At 48.9% G+C, this 17429-nt stretch carries 11 protein-coding genes; 1 reads left to right on the plus strand and 10 read right to left on the minus strand.

What is annotated here, in order from left to right:
• From AP057_RS14625 to AP057_RS14665, 9 genes are all read right to left on the minus strand, one after another.
• A partial coding sequence (locus AP057_RS14625) for a DUF6444 domain-containing protein (RefSeq protein ID WP_235468608.1) occupies positions 1–373 on the minus strand: 373 nt, incomplete at its 3' end.
• A gap of 58 nt (positions 374–431) precedes the next feature.
• Positions 432–701: a DUF4411 family protein gene (locus AP057_RS14630; RefSeq protein WP_235468610.1), complete on the minus strand. Its 270-nt coding sequence runs from the start codon at positions 699–701 to the stop codon at positions 432–434.
• A complete protein-coding gene (locus tag AP057_RS14635) occupies positions 691–1854 on the minus strand; it encodes an ImmA/IrrE family metallo-endopeptidase (protein ID WP_033025173.1) in 1164 nt (387 codons plus the stop codon). Before AP057_RS14635 ends, AP057_RS14630 begins: the two co-directional genes overlap by 11 nt.
• Before the next feature lie 138 nt (positions 1855–1992).
• Positions 1993–4947, minus strand: coding sequence for a type III restriction-modification system endonuclease (locus AP057_RS14640; protein ID WP_055359079.1), 2955 nt, complete (start codon positions 4945–4947; stop codon positions 1993–1995).
• Positions 4948–4950: 3 nt separating this feature from the next.
• Positions 4951–6774 carry a site-specific DNA-methyltransferase gene (locus tag AP057_RS14645; protein WP_055359080.1) on the minus strand — a complete coding sequence of 608 codons (1824 nt, stop codon included), beginning with the start codon at positions 6772–6774 and terminating at the stop codon, positions 4951–4953.
• On the minus strand, positions 6725–7549 hold the full coding sequence (locus AP057_RS14650; RefSeq protein ID WP_055359081.1) for a DUF4391 domain-containing protein: 825 nt from the start codon (positions 7547–7549) through the stop codon (positions 6725–6727). Before AP057_RS14650 ends, AP057_RS14645 begins: the two co-directional genes overlap by 50 nt.
• Before the next feature lie 5 nt (positions 7550–7554).
• Complete coding sequence (locus AP057_RS14655) at positions 7555–10800, minus strand: helicase-related protein (protein ID WP_055359128.1); 3246 nt, start codon at positions 10798–10800, stop codon at positions 7555–7557.
• 197 nt (positions 10801–10997) lie between these two features.
• Entirely contained in the window at positions 10998–13502 is a 2505-nt protein-coding gene (locus tag AP057_RS14660; protein WP_055359082.1) for a restriction endonuclease-like protein, read from the minus strand.
• A complete protein-coding gene (locus AP057_RS14665) occupies positions 13471–15150 on the minus strand; it encodes an MrcB family domain-containing protein (protein ID WP_055359083.1) in 1680 nt (559 codons plus the stop codon). Before AP057_RS14665 ends, AP057_RS14660 begins: the two co-directional genes overlap by 32 nt.
• Positions 15151–15580: 430 nt before the next feature.
• On the opposite strand from AP057_RS14665, the gene AP057_RS14670 reads away from it, so the two are divergent.
• The gene (locus AP057_RS14670) at positions 15581–16348 is read left to right on the plus strand and encodes a class III extradiol ring-cleavage dioxygenase (protein ID WP_055359084.1); all 768 of its coding nucleotides are present in this window, start codon (positions 15581–15583) and stop codon (positions 16346–16348) included.
• A 174-nt stretch (positions 16349–16522) separates the two neighbouring features.
• Here the strand turns inward: AP057_RS14670 and AP057_RS14675 are convergent, their stop codons facing one another.
• Positions 16523–17428: a pseudouridine-5'-phosphate glycosidase gene (locus AP057_RS14675; protein WP_055359085.1), complete on the minus strand. Its 906-nt coding sequence runs from the start codon at positions 17426–17428 to the stop codon at positions 16523–16525.
• Position 17429: the final 1 nt, after the last annotated feature.

Consider the following 17429-nt stretch of genomic DNA (forward strand, 5'->3'; position numbering starts at 1 on the left):
AAGAAGCCCCACATCCTTGACACGTATGCACACGGTGGACGACACGATGATGTGGATGTTCCACTTGACGGAGCGTCGTTCCTTGATGTCCTTCTTGTCCGCCTGGCTTGTTGCCAGATGGTTGACGAGAAGAACGTGTGTTGGCAAAACGGTCAGAAGATGGGGGCAAATGGCTATTGGAGCTGTTTTTTTTCGTGCGTGCTTCCAGCTCTTGAACACGGTACTTCAGTTGTTCATTTTCTTTGCGTAGTTGTTTGTTTTCGTGACGCAAATGTTCATTTTCTTGAACGAGTTGATGAATGAGCTGTTTTTGTTGTTGGACTTTGCCGATTAAGCCCTCAACTGTAAATACAGCTTGTTGTACCGTCAACATGTGATTCACCTCCTTGTCTATCAATATTCACATCATAGACAGGAAAAGCAAAAAATATTCAGCTCACTTTATGATGTGGCTGAATAGTTACCTTATCGGTTGGCTCGAACCATTGGGCAAAATAATGATTGGCCCACTCGCTTAATTCATCATTTTTATGAAAGCTATTAATTTCCTGTTTAACACGGTCAATGCTTATGATATTGCCGTTTTCGGCATGTTGAAGCAGGGCATCCCAAAAGGAAGGAGCGATATCAAAAGAATAATACCTTTTATAGGCTTCAATAAAAATGTTCGTATCAATCACAAATTTATGGCTAGAACTCATACATATATCTCCCCGTATCGACATATTCGGCAAACTTAGCAAAAGTGTCACCAGAAAGCCCCGTCAATTGATAGGCTTCACGATAAAGGATCGTTCCTTCCTTTGCCGCGCTTATGACTGCTTCCGCAAAATGACGGCCGATACGCATCGTTTGAGTTGCGTAAAAATTGCCTCCGCTTGTTTTCATTTGTTCCGTTTGTTGTCGAAGCCGCTTCATATAATCTTCATAAAATAAAAAAAACTCCTCTTTTGTCACAAGGTTTAAGTCTAGAGCTCTACGTGCCGCCACAATTTCACTAACCTTAAAATAGCGAGCCGCCTGTTCAAAACGATCTTCCGATTGACCAACCCGTTTCCATATAATAATTAACTCATCTTCAGGAACAAGAAACTCAGCAGCTGCTTTGTTGCATGCGTTTTCAATTTCAGCATCAGCAGGCTGAAGATTTTTTAAATCGAATGCGGCACTCTCCCCGTACCAAATATGAGCAAGTTCGTGGGCCAATGTAAACATTTGCGCAGCTTTTCCGTCTCTTCCATTTATGAATATTAAAGGGGCATAGTCATCAATAAGGACAAAACCACGAAATTCCGCAACATCCAGTTTTCGATGTGTATTATTGCCAACTACTCCATTAATGACGACAATAATGCCGATATCTTCAGTTTTTCTAATAAGATTGCGTAAAGCTTCCTGCCAAGTTGATTGTTTTGATGCCCATCCATCTTCCAAATTTAACGTCCTTCGCATATCTTGTGCAACGAGTTTTGGATCCATTGACAAGTTCGCACGCCCCACATAATTTAAAGGCGGATTGCCTAGCTGAATTAAATAATCGCGCATCCACTGTTGCCGTCTTTCCATCGTTTGAACCGTTTCCAAAAGATTGGGACTCGGACGGACAGCCCCTTCATCTCTCACCGTGCGATAATGAGGAATTCTCAACTTCTCCTCTGGTGGATTAGGGAGAAAAAAATAACCAAGAGGTACAGCTGTCATTTTTGCAAGCTTTTCTAACTGCTTAAGCGTCGGCTGGCTCTCTTGATTGATCCATTTATCAATATTAGGAAACTGATCCTTCAGCCGATCAAAATTATCCATGCGTTTGATCACCCATTGTAGAACATTGGGTTTAACCTCAACCTTAACCATTGTATTGCCCCTCCTCTTTGACTATAGTATGCCACAAATGCTGGAAAGAAAAAAGAGAGGAGAGAGCATTCAATAAAAAAAGCTGGCCTCAAAAGGTCATTGTACCACCTTTTGGGACAGCCTCCTGTAAATGCATCACTAACGGCTAACCACCCGCAGCATAAACGCCTCCACATCATTCTCCGGACCGACAAATTCAATATCCGTGCCAATTGCTTCAAAGTGCTTGCGGGCAAAGGCGATTTTTGCCGATTCGCCCGGGCGCAATTCTCCTTCCCATTCCTGTCCTTTCGTCTCTAAGACGAAGTATAGCTTTTCTTCCCCGTCTTTCTCAATGACAAGCGCCCAGTCGGGATTGTAGGAACCGATCGGGGTGTCTATTTTAAACCAGCTTGGCAGTTTGACGTACACTTTTACGTTCTCATCGTGTTCAAAACGTTTGGCGAACCGCTCTTCCACATCGGAATCGTAAAGGATATGGTCAAACGGCGATTTTTCGCTCGGGATGGCGTTGTCGTTCAAATAGGCGAGCAGCTCTTCGTTTTGGAACAGCTCAACCGCGTAATACGCATCATCACCAATTTTGTAATATTTCACGCCATCTTTCAGCAACAGCCTCATTTGGCGCTGGATGATGTTTGCCACTTCTTCGATGAACTTCTGCGGATTGTTTTTGAAATCATCGAGCCGTTTGCAGCCGGTTAAGATGCGGACAATCGTCTTGCGTGTTAAATTCGTGCGGTTTTGCAGCTCGGTGATGACATCCGGAAGCGTATGGTGCAAGCTCACGTAATCCTCCACTTTTTCGCTGACCACCTGAGCCTGTACGCCTGTCACATGATCAATTTCCACCCGTCCTTTCCGGCTGACAATGCGGATTTTTTCAATGGGCTTCATTTCCTGAATGGCGGCGATGCACAAGTCAATGAGCTGTTCGCTGTCAAAATCGACCGAATAGACGGTTTTGTATTTGATTTTGTCCCACAATTGCCGAAACTCTTCTTGATTGAGAACCGCCATATTGACATGGACTTTTTTCTTTTTCGTCCCATCTTTGATCGGCAATGCTTGCAAGTGGCGTTTTATTTCTTTTACGATCGCTGGAAGCCATGGCTGAAACTCCGAACTTAAGCGCAAGTCATAGTTTTCTATTGCTTTCTTTAATTCAGAGGTGACCATGCTATGCTTGTCAATATAACCGTTTTGTTTTAATTCTTCATATAATTTTACCGATAAGTCATAGCCCATTTGCACCGGCTCTTCCGTCTTCTCATCGACATAGACGAGTTTAGCAAATATATGTTTTTCAATTTTGCCGAATTTGACTCCTGTTTCTTCTTCGATTTCTTTTTGCAGCGTCGCAACAAACTCTTCGTACGATTCGTTCGCCATGACCGTTAGCGTGTTAATATTATAGTCCTGCACACGCTCCCCGTTTTGGTTGACAGCCAGACGCAATCCGCGTCCGATTTCTTGGCGCCTCGATACGTACGTGCCGGAGGAGTCTTTCAACGTGCAAATTTGGAAGACATTCGGATTGTCCCATCCTTCACGGAGCGCGGAATGGGAGAAAATGAAGCGGAGCGGCTCATCGAGGCTGAGCAGCCGTTCTTTGTCCCTCATAATGAGATTGTATACATCCGTATCCGCCTCTGTATTCCCTTTCGTATCTTTCAACCGTCCTTTTTTATCTTGAGCAAAATAGCCATTATGCACCTTCTCGATATCTTGGTCAATGCCCGGATCTTCCCAGAGGGGACGGTATTTCGGCTTTTGCATTAAGTTCCGATACTCTTCCTCAAACATGATCGCATATTTTCCTTTTATCGGCTGGCCTTCTTGATCATAGTCGCGGTAATGGGCAACTTTGTCGATAAAGAACAAGCTGAGCACTTTAATCCCGCGCGGGCGAAGCCACAATTCTTTATTTAAATGCTCTTCAATCGTTTTGCGGATTTGATACCGCTTGATGGCATCGTCATCGACATCCCCAATCGCCTCGCCCACCCTGAGTCGATCGCCGTTGATTTCAACCGCTTCATTTCCTTCCGTCCAATCGATTTGCTCGACGATATAGCCGCGGTACAGTTCGCGCTCCCCCGAAACGTCATACAAGTCATCGCCGTATTTGACCGTTTTCGTCGTTCGCTTCACCTTTCCGCGCGATTCGACATCGAGCTCAAGTTTCGCTTTTCGCTCTTTCACCTCGACAAGTTTGATGTACGGCACATTGAACGAAGGCTCAGAGCGGACAGACATGACCTCAATTTTTTTCACAAGCTTTTGATTGTACGCATCGACCGCATCGAGGCGATATATCATATTGTATTTATCCACATGCGTCGCCGAGTAGCGCAGCGTACAAAGCGGGTTCAGCGACGCAATCGCTTCCCTCGACTTCGGCGTCGTATCGACGCTTTGCGGCTCGTCAATAATAACAATCGGGTTCGTCTGTTGAATAAATTCGATCGGGCGATAGCCATTCAAACGGTCGTTCGGACGGTGGATAACGTTCGCTTTATCTTCTTTATCAGGGTCTTCAAAGCTTTTTCGGAACGCGTCGATATTAATGATCATGATTTGGATTGTTGTCGCTGTCGCAAAGTTACGGACTTGATCGAGTTTTTGCGAATCGTAAATAAAGTATTCTACTGGCGTATGGTCATACAGTTCATTGAAATGGTCTCTCGTAATTTGCAGCGACTTGTACACCCCTTCGCGAATCGCCACGGACGGAACGACAATGACAAATTTCGTAAATCCGTAATGTTTATGCAATTCGTAAATCGTTCGTAAATAGACATATGTCTTCCCCGTACCTGTCTCCATTTCGACGGTAAAATGCATGCCATCGAGCCGCTCGCTGCGCGGCAGGCCGTTTTTCATTTGAATGTCCTGCACGTTTTTTAAAATTTCTTCCGGCGTAAGGTCGAGCCGATTCCCTACGCCTAAATCCGTTTGAATCATTCCCGCGTTTGGTCCATACGAAACGGTGAAGTTGGACTGGCTCATTTCTTGCCCTTTAAAAATTTGCACAACGGAATCAATCGCCTGCTTTTGATAATCCAAGTCCGCGATAAACTTCAGCTTCATCGGTTACACACTCCTAACATCCGTGATTCCGTGCTTCTTCAACGTTTGAATCGCGTTCGTTTTCACGGCGTCGCTAATAAAGCCAGACTCTTTGAAAATGACTTTCGGCGGCATATGCTCGGATCGATGGTTTAACATCTCGCGAACGAGATCAAGGTCAATCTCGTCTTCTAGGCAGACCAGCACAGAACCATAGGCGACGTTGTAAATCGTTTTGCCCCGGCAGTCGATTTCGTCAATCGGCACCGTCAACGGCAACCCGATTTTCAACAAAATCTCATACAATAAATCTTCTTTCGTCCGATCTTCCTTAATATTGTTTTGCAAATCGAAAAGCGTTTGTTCGAGGTTGTCAAAGTCCGGATCCCATTCTTTGATATTGGAGGAATCGAGCTTAAACACTTTAAAGCCGATATCCAAATCCGTCTTCCCGGTTTCTCGAATAATCTTCTCCCCCGCCCGACGGATGCGTTCCTTGCCGATTTCGCAAATGTTTTTATATCCCGCTTTATACGCATCGGACGTTTCATCCGTTTTTTCCGGCAGCTGAACCATAATAAACTTCCGATTGCCGCCATCCTCCGCATTTAACTGCATGACTGCATGGGCAGTTGTAGCGGAGCCGGAGAAGAAGTCTAATATTATATCATTCTCCCTTGTTGATAACTCTAAAATTCTCTTCATCAACTTTACTGGTTTAGGATAATCCATCACTGACTGGTCTTCAAATAATTCTTTTAATTCTTTTTTTGCATCTTGTGAGTGCGATACCTCTTGATGCGTCCATACAGTCAATGGAGTAATAGTAGATTTTACTTCACTTAAAAAACGCTTTAAACGTGGAACGCTATCACCATCCTTACCAAACCAGATACGATTATCAGCTAAAAGTTCGGCAAACCTCTCCTTGGTTACTCTCCAGCAATATCCTTTAGGCGGATAAACGACTCGTCCACTTGGTGTAGCGATTTCATAAATTTTTTCTGGCACAGGCGGCCCAACTGATAAATCTCCTGATGTCCAAGGACCACGTGGGTCATTGTCGGGATTGGAATAACGGGTGTCAGCTTCCTGGCTACGCGGTAATCCATACCAAGATAGAAAATCAATTTGTTTTGCATAACACAAAACAAAATCGTGATTACGAGAAGCAAACTTATTCATATTAACAGGGGCAAAAGCTCTTTGCCAAATAAATATTGTTATAAAATTGACTTCACCAAATATCTCGTCGCATATTTTTTTCAGGTTTGATACCTCCGTATCATCAATACTTATAAATATAACCCCATCCTCCCGCAACAAATTCCTCGCCAACTTCAACCGCGGGTACATCATATTCAACCAATCGGTGTGGTAGCGTCCGTTCGTCTCCGTATTTGCCTTAGTCGTTTGCTGCGTGATTTCTTTGTAATTTCGGATATTGTCGCGAAAGTCGTCTTTGTACACAAAGTCTTTCCCCGTATTGTACGGCGGGTCGATGTAAATCATTTTGATTTTGCCGAAATACGATTTTTGCAATAGTTTCAGTACTTCCAAGTTGTCGCCTTCGATATACAAGTTTTCCGTTGTCTCCCAGTTTTTGCTTGATGCTTTGTCCGGCCGCAAGGTGCCAGTGGACGGCGTTTGGGCGAGTTTCATCGCTTGTGTTTTGCCGTGCCAGGTGAATTCGTACTTTTCGTTGCGCGTTTCAATCTCTTCGCCGAGAACAAGCTTCAATTTGTCAAAATCGATTTTCCCCTCCGTGACAACTTCCGGGAATAGCTGCTTTAACGTTTCAATGTTTGTTTTGACAAGGTCGAGCGATTTTCCGTCCAGTTTCTCCATCGTGCTGCTCCTTTCCGCGCAATTGTTGCTTCCATTGTTCGATTTGTTTGGTCAGCTGCTGAATTTTTAGATGGTATTCGACTTTTCGATTAAACTGCGTTTCTTTTTTCATTTCATTTTTCCATTTGGCGATTTCGATCTCCACCTGTTCAATTTGCGCGACGAGCTGTTTGGATTGTTCATCAGCGGCGATGTAAAAGGCGCCGATCGCTTTGGCGTGCTGGAACGCCTGCACCGCCAGATGGATGTCTTGATAAAACCGAAAAAAGTTGGCGAACGACAGCTTCGTCATATGGACGGCGCGAAGAAACTGCTTGACCGTCTCGTCATCATGATCGAGAGAAAACCACGGCGTATACGCCCATTCTTCCGCTACGACTTTAGTCCGGTCGTTTTTGTTCAGCCGCTTGCAGCATGTTCCGATTTGAACGTTTCTTTCTTTTTCAAACACGATAACGGTCGGATTGGGCACTGTTTTTTGGATGATTTCCCCGATCACGGAAACGTGCGCATCCTTTGTTTCCGTGCGCAGCCGAACGGTGATAAACATGACCCCTTCGTAATGGTAGTCGTCGTTGACGAACGGCTGAATGTTGATGACCCTTGAGGTCAACAAGTATGTTAACTCGATCCGCTCGATGTCTTTCGTCATATAGTCCTTTTCTTTTTTCGTCAAATCCGCATAGTCGTAAAACATTTTTTTGTCGAGCTTTTTATGCAACGGGCGGACGCGCTCGTCCAGCCCTATTGTAGCATAAAACGCGGATGCAGCCATGATCCTCACCCTTTAATGATCAAATACGAAACGATCTCAAAATCTTGCAAACTCGTGTTGGCGTTCGTCACGAAGGCGTCCAAGTTCCCTAGGCTGAAGATGTTGAGCATCAATTGCTGATCCATCTTGCCGACGATCTCTTCCACCGCTTTTTCCAGCAGCGCCTTGTATCGCCCCATGTCTTTTCCGTTTTTCGTCTCTTGATAAAACGCCTTGTACAAGCCCCATTCGACGTCTTTTTTGCCGTTGCAAAGCGACCGGTATAAATCCAACACTTTCTTTACGTGGACATGGTTATACAACACCGTGCCGTCTTCCCGAACATACACTAAGTAATACGGATGAAGCGCGTTTTGTTCATGCGCAGATGCCATCGACGCCGTTTGTTTTAGGCAGAAAATGACGCCTGGCTGAATTTCGTCTTTCAGTTTTTCATTTTGATTGGCGGTAATGCTGAACAGTCCAAACGGCTCCCGCTCGAGCTCTTCTTTATGTTCCTTCATGAAATTCAACAAATCCATCCGGAAGTCGTCGAGAGTAAAATCCGTCAGCGAGATATTTCCGGAAATATCCTCTAAATCAATGACCTCATTTTGCAATTTTTCCAGTTGCTTGCGGCGGTATTCCAAGTCGTTCATTTCGTTGCTGTTGTCGGCAATGACGTTTTCTTCACCAGTCGCTGAAATATCTAAAATGGTCATTCGGCCCTTGACCCGGTTGACAAGTTGAATGTACTCATCAAGCTCGATCGATGGCCAGAAGTTTACGAGCTGGATCTGTTTGTTTTTGCTGCCGATCCGGTCGATGCGGCCGAACCGCTGGATGATGCGGACCGGATTCCAATGGATGTCATAGTTGACGAGATAATCGCAGTCTTGCAAGTTCTGCCCTTCGGAAATACAGTCGGTGGCAATGAGAATGTCGATTTCGTCCTTCATTTCTGGCATCACTTTATCGCGCTCTTTCGAGACGGGCGAAAAGTTCATCAACACATGGTTGAAATCGACTTTCTTCATCTTCAATGTCGTTTTCGGCCGATCGGCGCCCGTCACGACCGCGCAGTGCAAGCCAAATTGGTTTCGCACCCATTGATGCAAATTCTCGTATAAGTAGTTTGCCGTATCGGCAAAAGCGGTGAAAATGAGCAGCTTTTTGTTCTGTTCGTTAATGGGGTGCTTGATTTTCTGTTCAATCAATCGTTTCAACGCCAACAGCTTCTGATCGCGATCCGGCGTTACGTTCCGCGCTTGGTGAAGCAGCCTCAGCAAAATCTCCCGGTCGTATAGCAAATCTTGTTTCCAACGGATCAAATCCATGTCTTTCAAAAAGATTTTGACTTTCGAGCCAATCAACGCCTCTTCCAATTCCGGATCTTCCGCATCGATCTCGTCCATCTCGCCAATTGTCCCAGAACTTCCATCGCAACGGTCGATTTTCTCGAGATGTTCGTCGATTTGTTGGATGATGTTTTGCAATGTCAAAGAAAACGAATGAACGCTGCTCTCCAACCGCTTCAGCAAATTCGACTTCATTAAATAAACAAGGTTGTGCTCGCGGTCGGTTTGCTTAAACACTCGGCCGTTTGCGACCTTTGTGTCGTATTTTTCGCTATAGTCCGCTCTTTTGTGCGGCAGCACGTATTGCATCGGCGAATAGACCGCCATGCGAAGCCGCAAAATGTCGTTGTTGATTTTCTCAAGAGGCGGAAACTCATCTTTGCTGTCGATTTTTTCTTTCAGATTGATCGGCTTTAGACGCGTCGGAAACGAGCCGATCGCGTTCACATTGTAATATTTTTCGATATGGCGGCGCGAACGGGCGATTGTTAATGAGTCAAGCAAGGTGAAATAATCCCAGTTTAGCATATCTAACAACCGCTCAGTGGTCCGCTCTTCTTCAGGAAGATTGCTCCATTTGTTGAACTGCGACTGCGCGCGGCGGATCGTTTGGCTGATGCTCTTGATGTTCGCCGTTTCCGCTAGCGCTTTGTCATTTCCTTCCGTAATGAAAGCAATCTGGTTCTTTAAGTCATCGAGCTTGTTATTGACAGGGGTGGCAGAAAGCATTAACACTTTCGTTTTCACTCCCGCTTTAATAATGTCGTTCATCAAGCGGGAATATCTCGTCACCCGATCGTTGCGCGGATCATTATTGCGAAAGTTGTGTGATTCATCGATGACGACTAGGTCATAATTTCCCCAGTTCACATGCTCCAAATTAATATCGCCGCTATATCCGCGCTCACGCGATAAATCGGTATGGTTGAGCAAGTCATAGGAAAAGCGGTCTTCCGCCAAAATGTTGCGCTTATCGTTTAAACGGTAAATAGCCCAGTTTTCCCTCAATTTTTTTGGCGCCAACACGAGAACGCGATGATTGCGCAGTTCGTAATATTTAATGACCGCTAACGCCTCAAACGTTTTTCCGAGCCCGACGCTGTCGGCGATAATGCATCCTCCATACGTTTCGATTTTATTGATGGCGCCAATTACCCCATCGCGCTGAAAATCGTAAAGTTTGTTCCAAATGACCGTATTTTCAAATCCCGTTCTTGTTTGTAGCGATTCGTAGTTTTTCGCATCTTGCAAGAAGCCTTTAAATAGATTGTAGAGCGTCACAAAGTAAATGAACTCTGGCGAATTTTCTTTATACATCCCTTCTAAGCGCCGCAATATTTCGTCTTTCACATCTTGCAGTGCTTGTTCATCTTGCCAAATGGCGTCAAACTGACGAAGCAGTTGGGTATTTGAATGCTCATCGTCGACAATATGGTTAATATAAATATTGGAAGAGTTGCTGTAGCCTAGACCTGGGCTGGAAAACGGCGCACCGCCGATTAAGCCGATTTGCGTTCCATCGTTGTTTTTGACATGATACAAACCGCCTTGAATGCGCTGATTGGTGACTGATTTAATTTGTGCTTTTCGTTTCAGCCATTTCGCTAATTCTTTGGCTATGTATGCTTGATTTAACTCTACTTTATATTTTCGCTCTTCTTCCACTCCATACAGTGCCGCTTCATTTTTCTCGATTAGTCCTTTTAACGCACGGTTTCCGCGCACAAAGGCAGGCTCTGTGAAAATGAAACGAAATTCATCGAGTTGTGACAGCTCTTTTTTCAGCTCCACAAACGCATATAAAGTAAAGTGCGCAGCAGCAATGGATAATTTGCTGCCTTTTGTCATATGCGCTTTTAGAACGTCGCCTACTAAACCGTTTTGTCTATTGTCAATTATTCCTTTTGCTTTCATCAAAAACCGATGCTCCCTTTTATCTCTTTCGTTAACATAATTCTATTTTACTAAAAAAAACAATCGAGCATTGTCGAAATTCGTCGAATAAATCGTCTTACAGGCAAAATTCTTGTTGGAAATAGACCTTCATTCACAAAAAACATCAGTTTTGTCTTTCCTACGTCCTTACCTTACAATAATAAGTTCTTCGTTTTCTACACCTCCCCCATCATCCCCACCACTTCGCGAAACACGGCCGACGGCTGCCTGCGGAGCAGGTCGGCGGGGATTGTTTTGTGCTTTGCGCCGTTTGTGATGATGAGACGGCCGCTTTCCAGGCGGATGGACACGTTTTTGATGCGGTACGCGGTGATCTTGGACGCCTGATCCAAGTAGCGGGCGTCAAGGTCGAAGCGGATGCGGTCGGACAGCCGCCGCAGGATGCGCCAAAGGGCGATTTCCTCGCTTGATTTCATGAACAGTTCCGGCAGTTCTTTCGCCTGCTTGAGCGTGTTGAGCGTCGTCATCGCATAAACGGCGATGCCGTAGCCGACGGGGCGGATGACGTGTTGGAGAAAGTGCCAGCTTTCGACTTCGAAGCGAACGTATTCCTCATCGCTTCGTTTCGGCAGCTCGGTGATGGCCGAGCGTTTGACGATGTTCACGGCAGTGATTTTGCCAAAGCACGTGACCCCGTTTTGCGGGGCGGCTCCCCGCTTCGGGTAAAGGGCGATGTAGCGCGCATTTTGCCAGCCTTTTTTCAGCTGCTTGACCGGGATGTGGTAGAAGCGGTGTTTCCGGTAGGCTTCGTAATGCCGCGCGCTTGGCACCATGCCGACGAGCACATGCTCATCGAACGCCGACCGCCATTCTTCGATGATCCCTTGCGGCAGGATGCCTTCGTTTTGCAGTTCTTCGGGATTCTTTTCAATCAGCCGCTCGATGAACTGCTCGACCAGGCGGGTGGCATTCGGCAAAAACGGCAGGCCGCCGATGTTGACGTCGTTGATGCTTTTGTACAGCGGGTGCGCTTGGTAGCTGTCTTCGTCATGCCACGGGAACAGCACGTAGGCGCCAAAGGCGGTGCGCTCGTACGGGCCGCCGCGGCGGGCGACAAGCGAATCGCGGTAGCGGTGCATCGTGTTGATGTCGTCTTCCATCGGGCCTGGCATTCCGTACCGTTTTTCATACGCGCTGCCGGAAACGGCGAAATCGAGGCGGTATTTGGCGTCGAAAATGTAGTTGAACGTATAGTCTTTTCCCTTCTTTTCAATCGCCAAAACCGTGTCGGGCATTTGCGGGACGGTCGGCAGCCTTCCTTCGTACGGCTGGTACGTGAGCGTGATTCGCTCGCCCGTGTGCGGATGTTCGTACACTTGCTTGGCGGAGCGGGTTTTGTCGAGATGGACGAACAGCCCCAAGCGGTTCACTTGGATGACGTTTTGACTGATGAGTCTGTATTTTTTCCCGAGAAGCTGCCCGAGTTTTAGAAACGTCCAGTACTCGTACAGCGTCGCCACGTCTTTGACGGACATTCGGTACAGCGTTCCCTGCAAGGCGAGGCCGCGGGTGATGAGGAGAAACAGCTGATAGGCGTCGCGGTATCCAGGCGCCATTTGCAGGACGAGGCTCGCAACAGAGCGGTCAAGCCGCCCGATCGGCCGCCAAAAGGAGTGGCGGAGACGGGTTTCGAGGGCGCGGATCATCGATTGGATGCGCTCCAGCAAATCCGGATCCGGTTCTGTTTCGTACCGCTTTTGTTTCCCTTGCACGTGTTCGAACAAATCGCGCAGCTTCTCGGCAAGGCGCGTCATCATCCATTTGACGAACCGGTTTTCGAGCGTGTCGTACGTCAGTTCTTGTTTCGCTTTGAGCCCCGATTGCGGCATGACGGTTCGACTTCCGATGTCGATGCCGCGCTTGACGTCACGGAACACGTGCGGCCGCTTGCGCAAATCGTTTCTTCCTGCCGCATCCAAACGGCCGAGCTGGTCGCCGCGCACCCTCACATGGACGGTCGACAGTTGATGGTGCGGCTGCCGCTCGATATGGCGAATGGCATGCAAAAAATCGCCGATATGCGCCTCCATAAGCCGGAAAAATTCACTTCGGGACGGCGCGCCGCTGCGCTTCGCCTTCGCCCGCTGGTACGTGCGCTTGATAAAGTGAAACGCCAAGTTGTAAATTTCTTCGCTCACTTCATCAAGCAGCCGCTGGTAGTCTTGTTTGTAGGTCAATTTCGTCGGAAAAATTTCGATCGTCACGTCCAAAATGGAACGGCTGCCGTCGCGGATTTCGAATGTCGACAGCCCGACTTCATTCGGGAAATGGAGATTTCCCATCAACACCGCTTGGCCGCCGATATCAACACGGCTGATGGCGTTTCTCAGCGCTGGCGACTCATGGTAAAAGGAGAGCACCCGGTCGGTTTTCGGAACGACAAGCAGCTGATAGACGCCGTTTTCAAAGAAAATCGGGCGGTGGCCGCCCGACCAGTCGACAAGCTCGCCAGCGTCCACGTCAAACAGCTTGACGTTTCGCACCCCTTCGCCGCTTGCGAAAAACTCCATCGTCTCGTGGAAATCGAGGCGGCGGTACTGCTTGAGCCCTTCGTATTGTTCATGGTACGGCTTTCCTTTGATTACGAGCGTGAGCTGTTCCGTTTCGATATGGACGAGCTCATAGTCGTCACGCCCCGAGCCAGAACGAAGTGAAGCCATCGTCCTCTAACCTCCGCAGCATGCGCCAAATTTTCTCCGCGCTTTTTGGATAGCGGGCGTACGACACATCCAGCGCGCCGCTGTAGTCCCCGTCCGGTTCGAAGCCGGCGCACAGGACAAACAGCTGCTTGAGCGCTGTTTCGAGCCGCACGTCGCTTCCCGAAAGGCGCGGCAACATTTTTTGCATGAGGCAATAGTCGAACGCCTTGTCAAATTCCATCAGCTTTCCTTCTTCGTTATACGCAAGGTAGAAACAAATTTCATCGCGGACGCGGTAACCGATATGCGCCCCGAGCGGCTCAAGGATGCGGTTGATGTCCACGAGCTGTTTCGTCGCGTCTTCTACCAGCTTTGGATAATCGGCATATACATCTTTCAAATGCAAATACCGCGCCGCGAACAGCTCCTGCCCGACGGGCAGGGGCGCAACGGTCGGCACATCGCGCAAAAAGTCGAGATGGTCGAGACGGACGCGGTTGAACTCGATCGTGTTCGCGCGGTCGAGCACTTTTTTGCTGAAGGGGTGGGTCGTCTCGTCCATGTTGACCGTGCCGATGATGTAGACGTTCGGCGGGAGAAAAAGGTCGCGCCCCGCCGTTTCTCGCGGCAGCAGCCGCGACGATACAATGCGCCCATTTTCCCAGCGGCGGCTTTCCATCACGCTCAGCACATCGCTGAAGTAATGCTCGACGCGGGCGAGGTTCATCTCGTCCAACACGACGAAATACGGTTTGTCGGGATGGTTCTCGGCTTCGATGATGACGTTCGCAAGCGGCCCAGGCTTGAACTCGCCTTTAATGTCGACATAGCCAAGCAAGTCGGAGCCGTCGTTCCAGTCCGGACGGACGGGGATCAAGGCGAAGCGGCCGTTGTCTTCCGTCGCGCCGACGCTCTCGGCAAGCCATTGAACGATTTTCGTTTTCCCCGTTCCAGAAATGCCGGATAAGATGACGAACGGTTTTGTTTTTAACGATAGAAAGAGGTTGGCCACTTCCTCTTTCGTATAGTAAAACCCTTTAGCGGATATGTATGAATGAATATGCTCAACCGCCTCCCGATAGGAAAAGACCTGCTCGGGCGGTGCCATTGATTCTGTTCGCTCTACATACTGTCGGTAATAATCGATCATCGTTTCGAGGTCGCGCGCGAGTTGTTCATCGGACGGCAGATCGTCAAACGAATAGGCGATATACGCCGCCACCGACCGTTCGTAGTCTTTCGCCCGTTTGCTTTCGCCAAGACGAATGTCATCATCGGTCCGCACGCGCTCTCCGGCAGGAATGAGTTGGCGGATGCCGCGCTTCACCCGCTCCATTTCGTCTTTCGGCGTCTCCGTCACTCCTTGGGCGAGCGTCAAATAGAGGCGGCGCCTATCTTCGCTGAACAAGTAGACGATATAATAGCCGCGCTGCGTCGAATCCGTCACCTCTTGATCCATCACCGCCACCCACGGCACGTCGGTCCAATTCCCTTGACCGACCGACCCTTTCACCATATACCGATCAGGCGGCAGAAACGGCAGCGCTTTCAACGCCTCTGGAATCGCCCGCGTCACTAACTGAAACGTCCGCCGCTCTTTCGACAGTTTTTCCTGCTTGTCTTGCTCGTAGATGGCCATCACTTCACGGAACAGATCGTGCAATGACATAAGAATAGCTCCTTCGTGCCGAAATGTTTTCTTCGTTTCTATTTTTCTTCTATTCTACTAAAAAATTAGCTCTCTTAACTAGTAGGAGAGCCACTTTTTCGAGCATTCACGGAGGAGAAGCGCGTTGAAGGAGCACATTCGTCTTGGTGATATCTCTCTTTCATTCTCCCCAAACGCCCGATCGGGTTGGGCGGCGATGAATATGGCGGGAGACAAAGAAAAGCTCCTCATCGTAAGGGAGACAGAAACGCCTACGAGAAGATTCAAACCTCCATCGCACGGTTAAAGAAAGCGTGTGCATAGAAGAGCAAAAGATGTTTATGCTACACTAGGGATGAGAAATTCCGGCGCCGTTTTTCGGCGAATCGTTTGGAGGCGGCATTAGGCCGCAAGCAAATTTGTCAATATGGTTCAAGGGAGGAATGGAACGATGAGACCCCCCGCCCTGTTTCTCGCTCACGGTTCGCCGATGTTGGCAATCGAAGACAATGCGTACACGGCGTTTTTGGGCAAACTCGGGGAAGGAATTCGCCCGCAGGCGGTCGTCATCTTTACAGCGCATTGGATGACGCGCCAACCGACGGTTTCGGCGGTTGAGGGGACGTATGACATGATTTATGATTTTTCCGGATTTCCGCGCGAGCTGTATGAAGTGGTGTATCCGGCGCGCGGGTCGGTCGAGTGGGCGGAGCGCGTGCGCGAGCGTCTCGCTGGTGTGGCGGAAGTGGCCGTTGATCGGACCCGGGGGTTGGATCACGGTTCGTGGGTGCTGCTCTACCGCTTATTTCCGAAAGCGGATATTCCGGTTGTGCAAGCGTCGGTCGTGCCGTGGTGGACGCCGAAGCAATTGTTGCAGCTCGGGGAAGCGCTGCGCCCGCTGCGGGATGAGGGCGTGATGATCATCGGCAGCGGCGGGACGGTGCACAATTTGATGGCGCTCCGTTGGGAAGGGCATGCGGAGGCGGACGAATGGGCCGTCGCATTTGATGATTGGCTTCTCAGCCGATCCGCCGCCCATAGTGAAGAGGTGTTCGAGTATGAGAACAAGGCGCCGTACGCCAAGCAGGCCGTGCCGACGCCCGAGCATCTCGCGCCGTACTGGATCGCCTACGGGGCCGGCGATCGCGGCGGGGCGCCGCGCGTGTTGTTCCGTGAGTACCAGTATGGGAGCTTAAGCTTGATGGCGGTGGCGTTTTAAGCGGAAAGCCCGCTCCCTGCTTCAACGCATGGGGCGGGTTGTTTTTTAGGTCAAAGTACGGGAGCTTAATTTCCACAACACTTTAGACGAAATCGCGCCCGATTTGAAAACCGTTTTCCTTTCCCGTGAACTCCATCATGCCCCCGCCTTTCCATCAAGGCGGGGGCGTTCGCATCAAGAAAGCTCTCGGGCAAGGTCGGCCGCCAAGGCGGCGTTGTTTTTCACTAAGGCGATGTTTGCTTTTAAGCTTTTCCCTTCGGTTAACGTTTTCACACGGTCAAGCAAAAACGGGGTGACCGCTTTGCCGGTGATGTGCTGCTTTTCTGCTTCCTTGAGCGCTTGTTCGATGATGGCGGTGATATACGACTCCTCGAGCTCCTCTTCTTTTGGGACGGGATTGGCGATCACAACACCGCCGTTTAACCCAAGCTTCCATTTCGTTTCGATGAACTGAGCGATTTCTTCCACGCTGTCGAGGCGATAGTCGACGCGAAACGGGCTCGTCCGCGAATAGAACGCCGGCAGGACGTCCGTCTGATAGCCGATGACCGGAACGCCGTGCGTCTCGAGGTATTCAAGCGTCAACCCTAAATCCAAAATTGATTTTGCCCCGGCGCAGACGACCGCGACGTTTGTGCGCGAGAGTTCCTGCAAGTCAGCCGAGATGTCCATCGTCTGTTCGGCGCCGCGGTGCACGCCGCCGATGCCGCCGGTCGCAAATACGCGGATGCCCGCCATCTGGGCGCAAATCATCGTCCCCGCCACGGTCGTCGCCCCGTGCTTCTTCATGGCGACGACATACGGCAAGTCGCGGCGGCTCACTTTTTCTACATCGCGGCTTGTCCCGAGCTGTTCAAGTTCGTCTTCGGTCAACCCGATTTTGATGTTTCCGTTTAAAATGGCGATCGTCGCCGGCACGGCGCCGCGGTCGCGGATGATCTGTTCAACCGCTTTCGCCGTTTGCACGTTTTCCGGATACGGCATGCCATGCGAGATGATCGTTGATTCTAAGGCGACAATCGGCTTTTTTTCGGCCTTCGCTTGAGCGACTTCTTCGGAAAAGACGAGAAAATCATTCATA

Source organism: Geobacillus sp. Sah69 (assembly GCF_001414205.1).
GTDB lineage: Bacteria > Bacillota > Bacilli > Bacillales > Anoxybacillaceae > Geobacillus > Geobacillus stearothermophilus.

Bases quoted from the DNA above. Each gene is read 5' to 3' on its own strand.
- AP057_RS14665 (WP_055359083.1), bottom strand. From the start codon at position 15,150: ATGTCATTGCACGATCTGTTCCGTGAAGTGATGGCCATCTACGAGCAA.
- AP057_RS14675 (WP_055359085.1), bottom strand. From the start codon at position 17,428: ATGAATGATTTTCTCGTCTTTTCCGAAGAAGTCGCTCAAGCGAAGGCC.
- AP057_RS14635 (WP_033025173.1), bottom strand. From the start codon at position 1,854: ATGGTTAAGGTTGAGGTTAAACCCAATGTTCTACAATGGGTGATCAAA.
- AP057_RS14630 (WP_235468610.1), bottom strand. From the start codon at position 701: ATGAGTTCTAGCCATAAATTTGTGATTGATACGAACATTTTTATTGAA.
- AP057_RS14650 (WP_055359081.1), bottom strand. From the start codon at position 7,549: ATGGCTGCATCCGCGTTTTATGCTACAATAGGGCTGGACGAGCGCGTC.
- AP057_RS14640 (WP_055359079.1), bottom strand. From the start codon at position 4,947: ATGAAGCTGAAGTTTATCGCGGACTTGGATTATCAAAAGCAGGCGATT.
- AP057_RS14655 (WP_055359128.1), bottom strand. From the start codon at position 10,800: ATGAAAGCAAAAGGAATAATTGACAATAGACAAAACGGTTTAGTAGGC.
- AP057_RS14645 (WP_055359080.1), bottom strand. From the start codon at position 6,774: ATGGAGAAACTGGACGGAAAATCGCTCGACCTTGTCAAAACAAACATT.
- AP057_RS14670 (WP_055359084.1), top strand. From the start codon at position 15,581: ATGAGACCCCCCGCCCTGTTTCTCGCTCACGGTTCGCCGATGTTGGCA.
- AP057_RS14660 (WP_055359082.1), bottom strand. From the start codon at position 13,502: ATGGCTTCACTTCGTTCTGGCTCGGGGCGTGACGACTATGAGCTCGTC.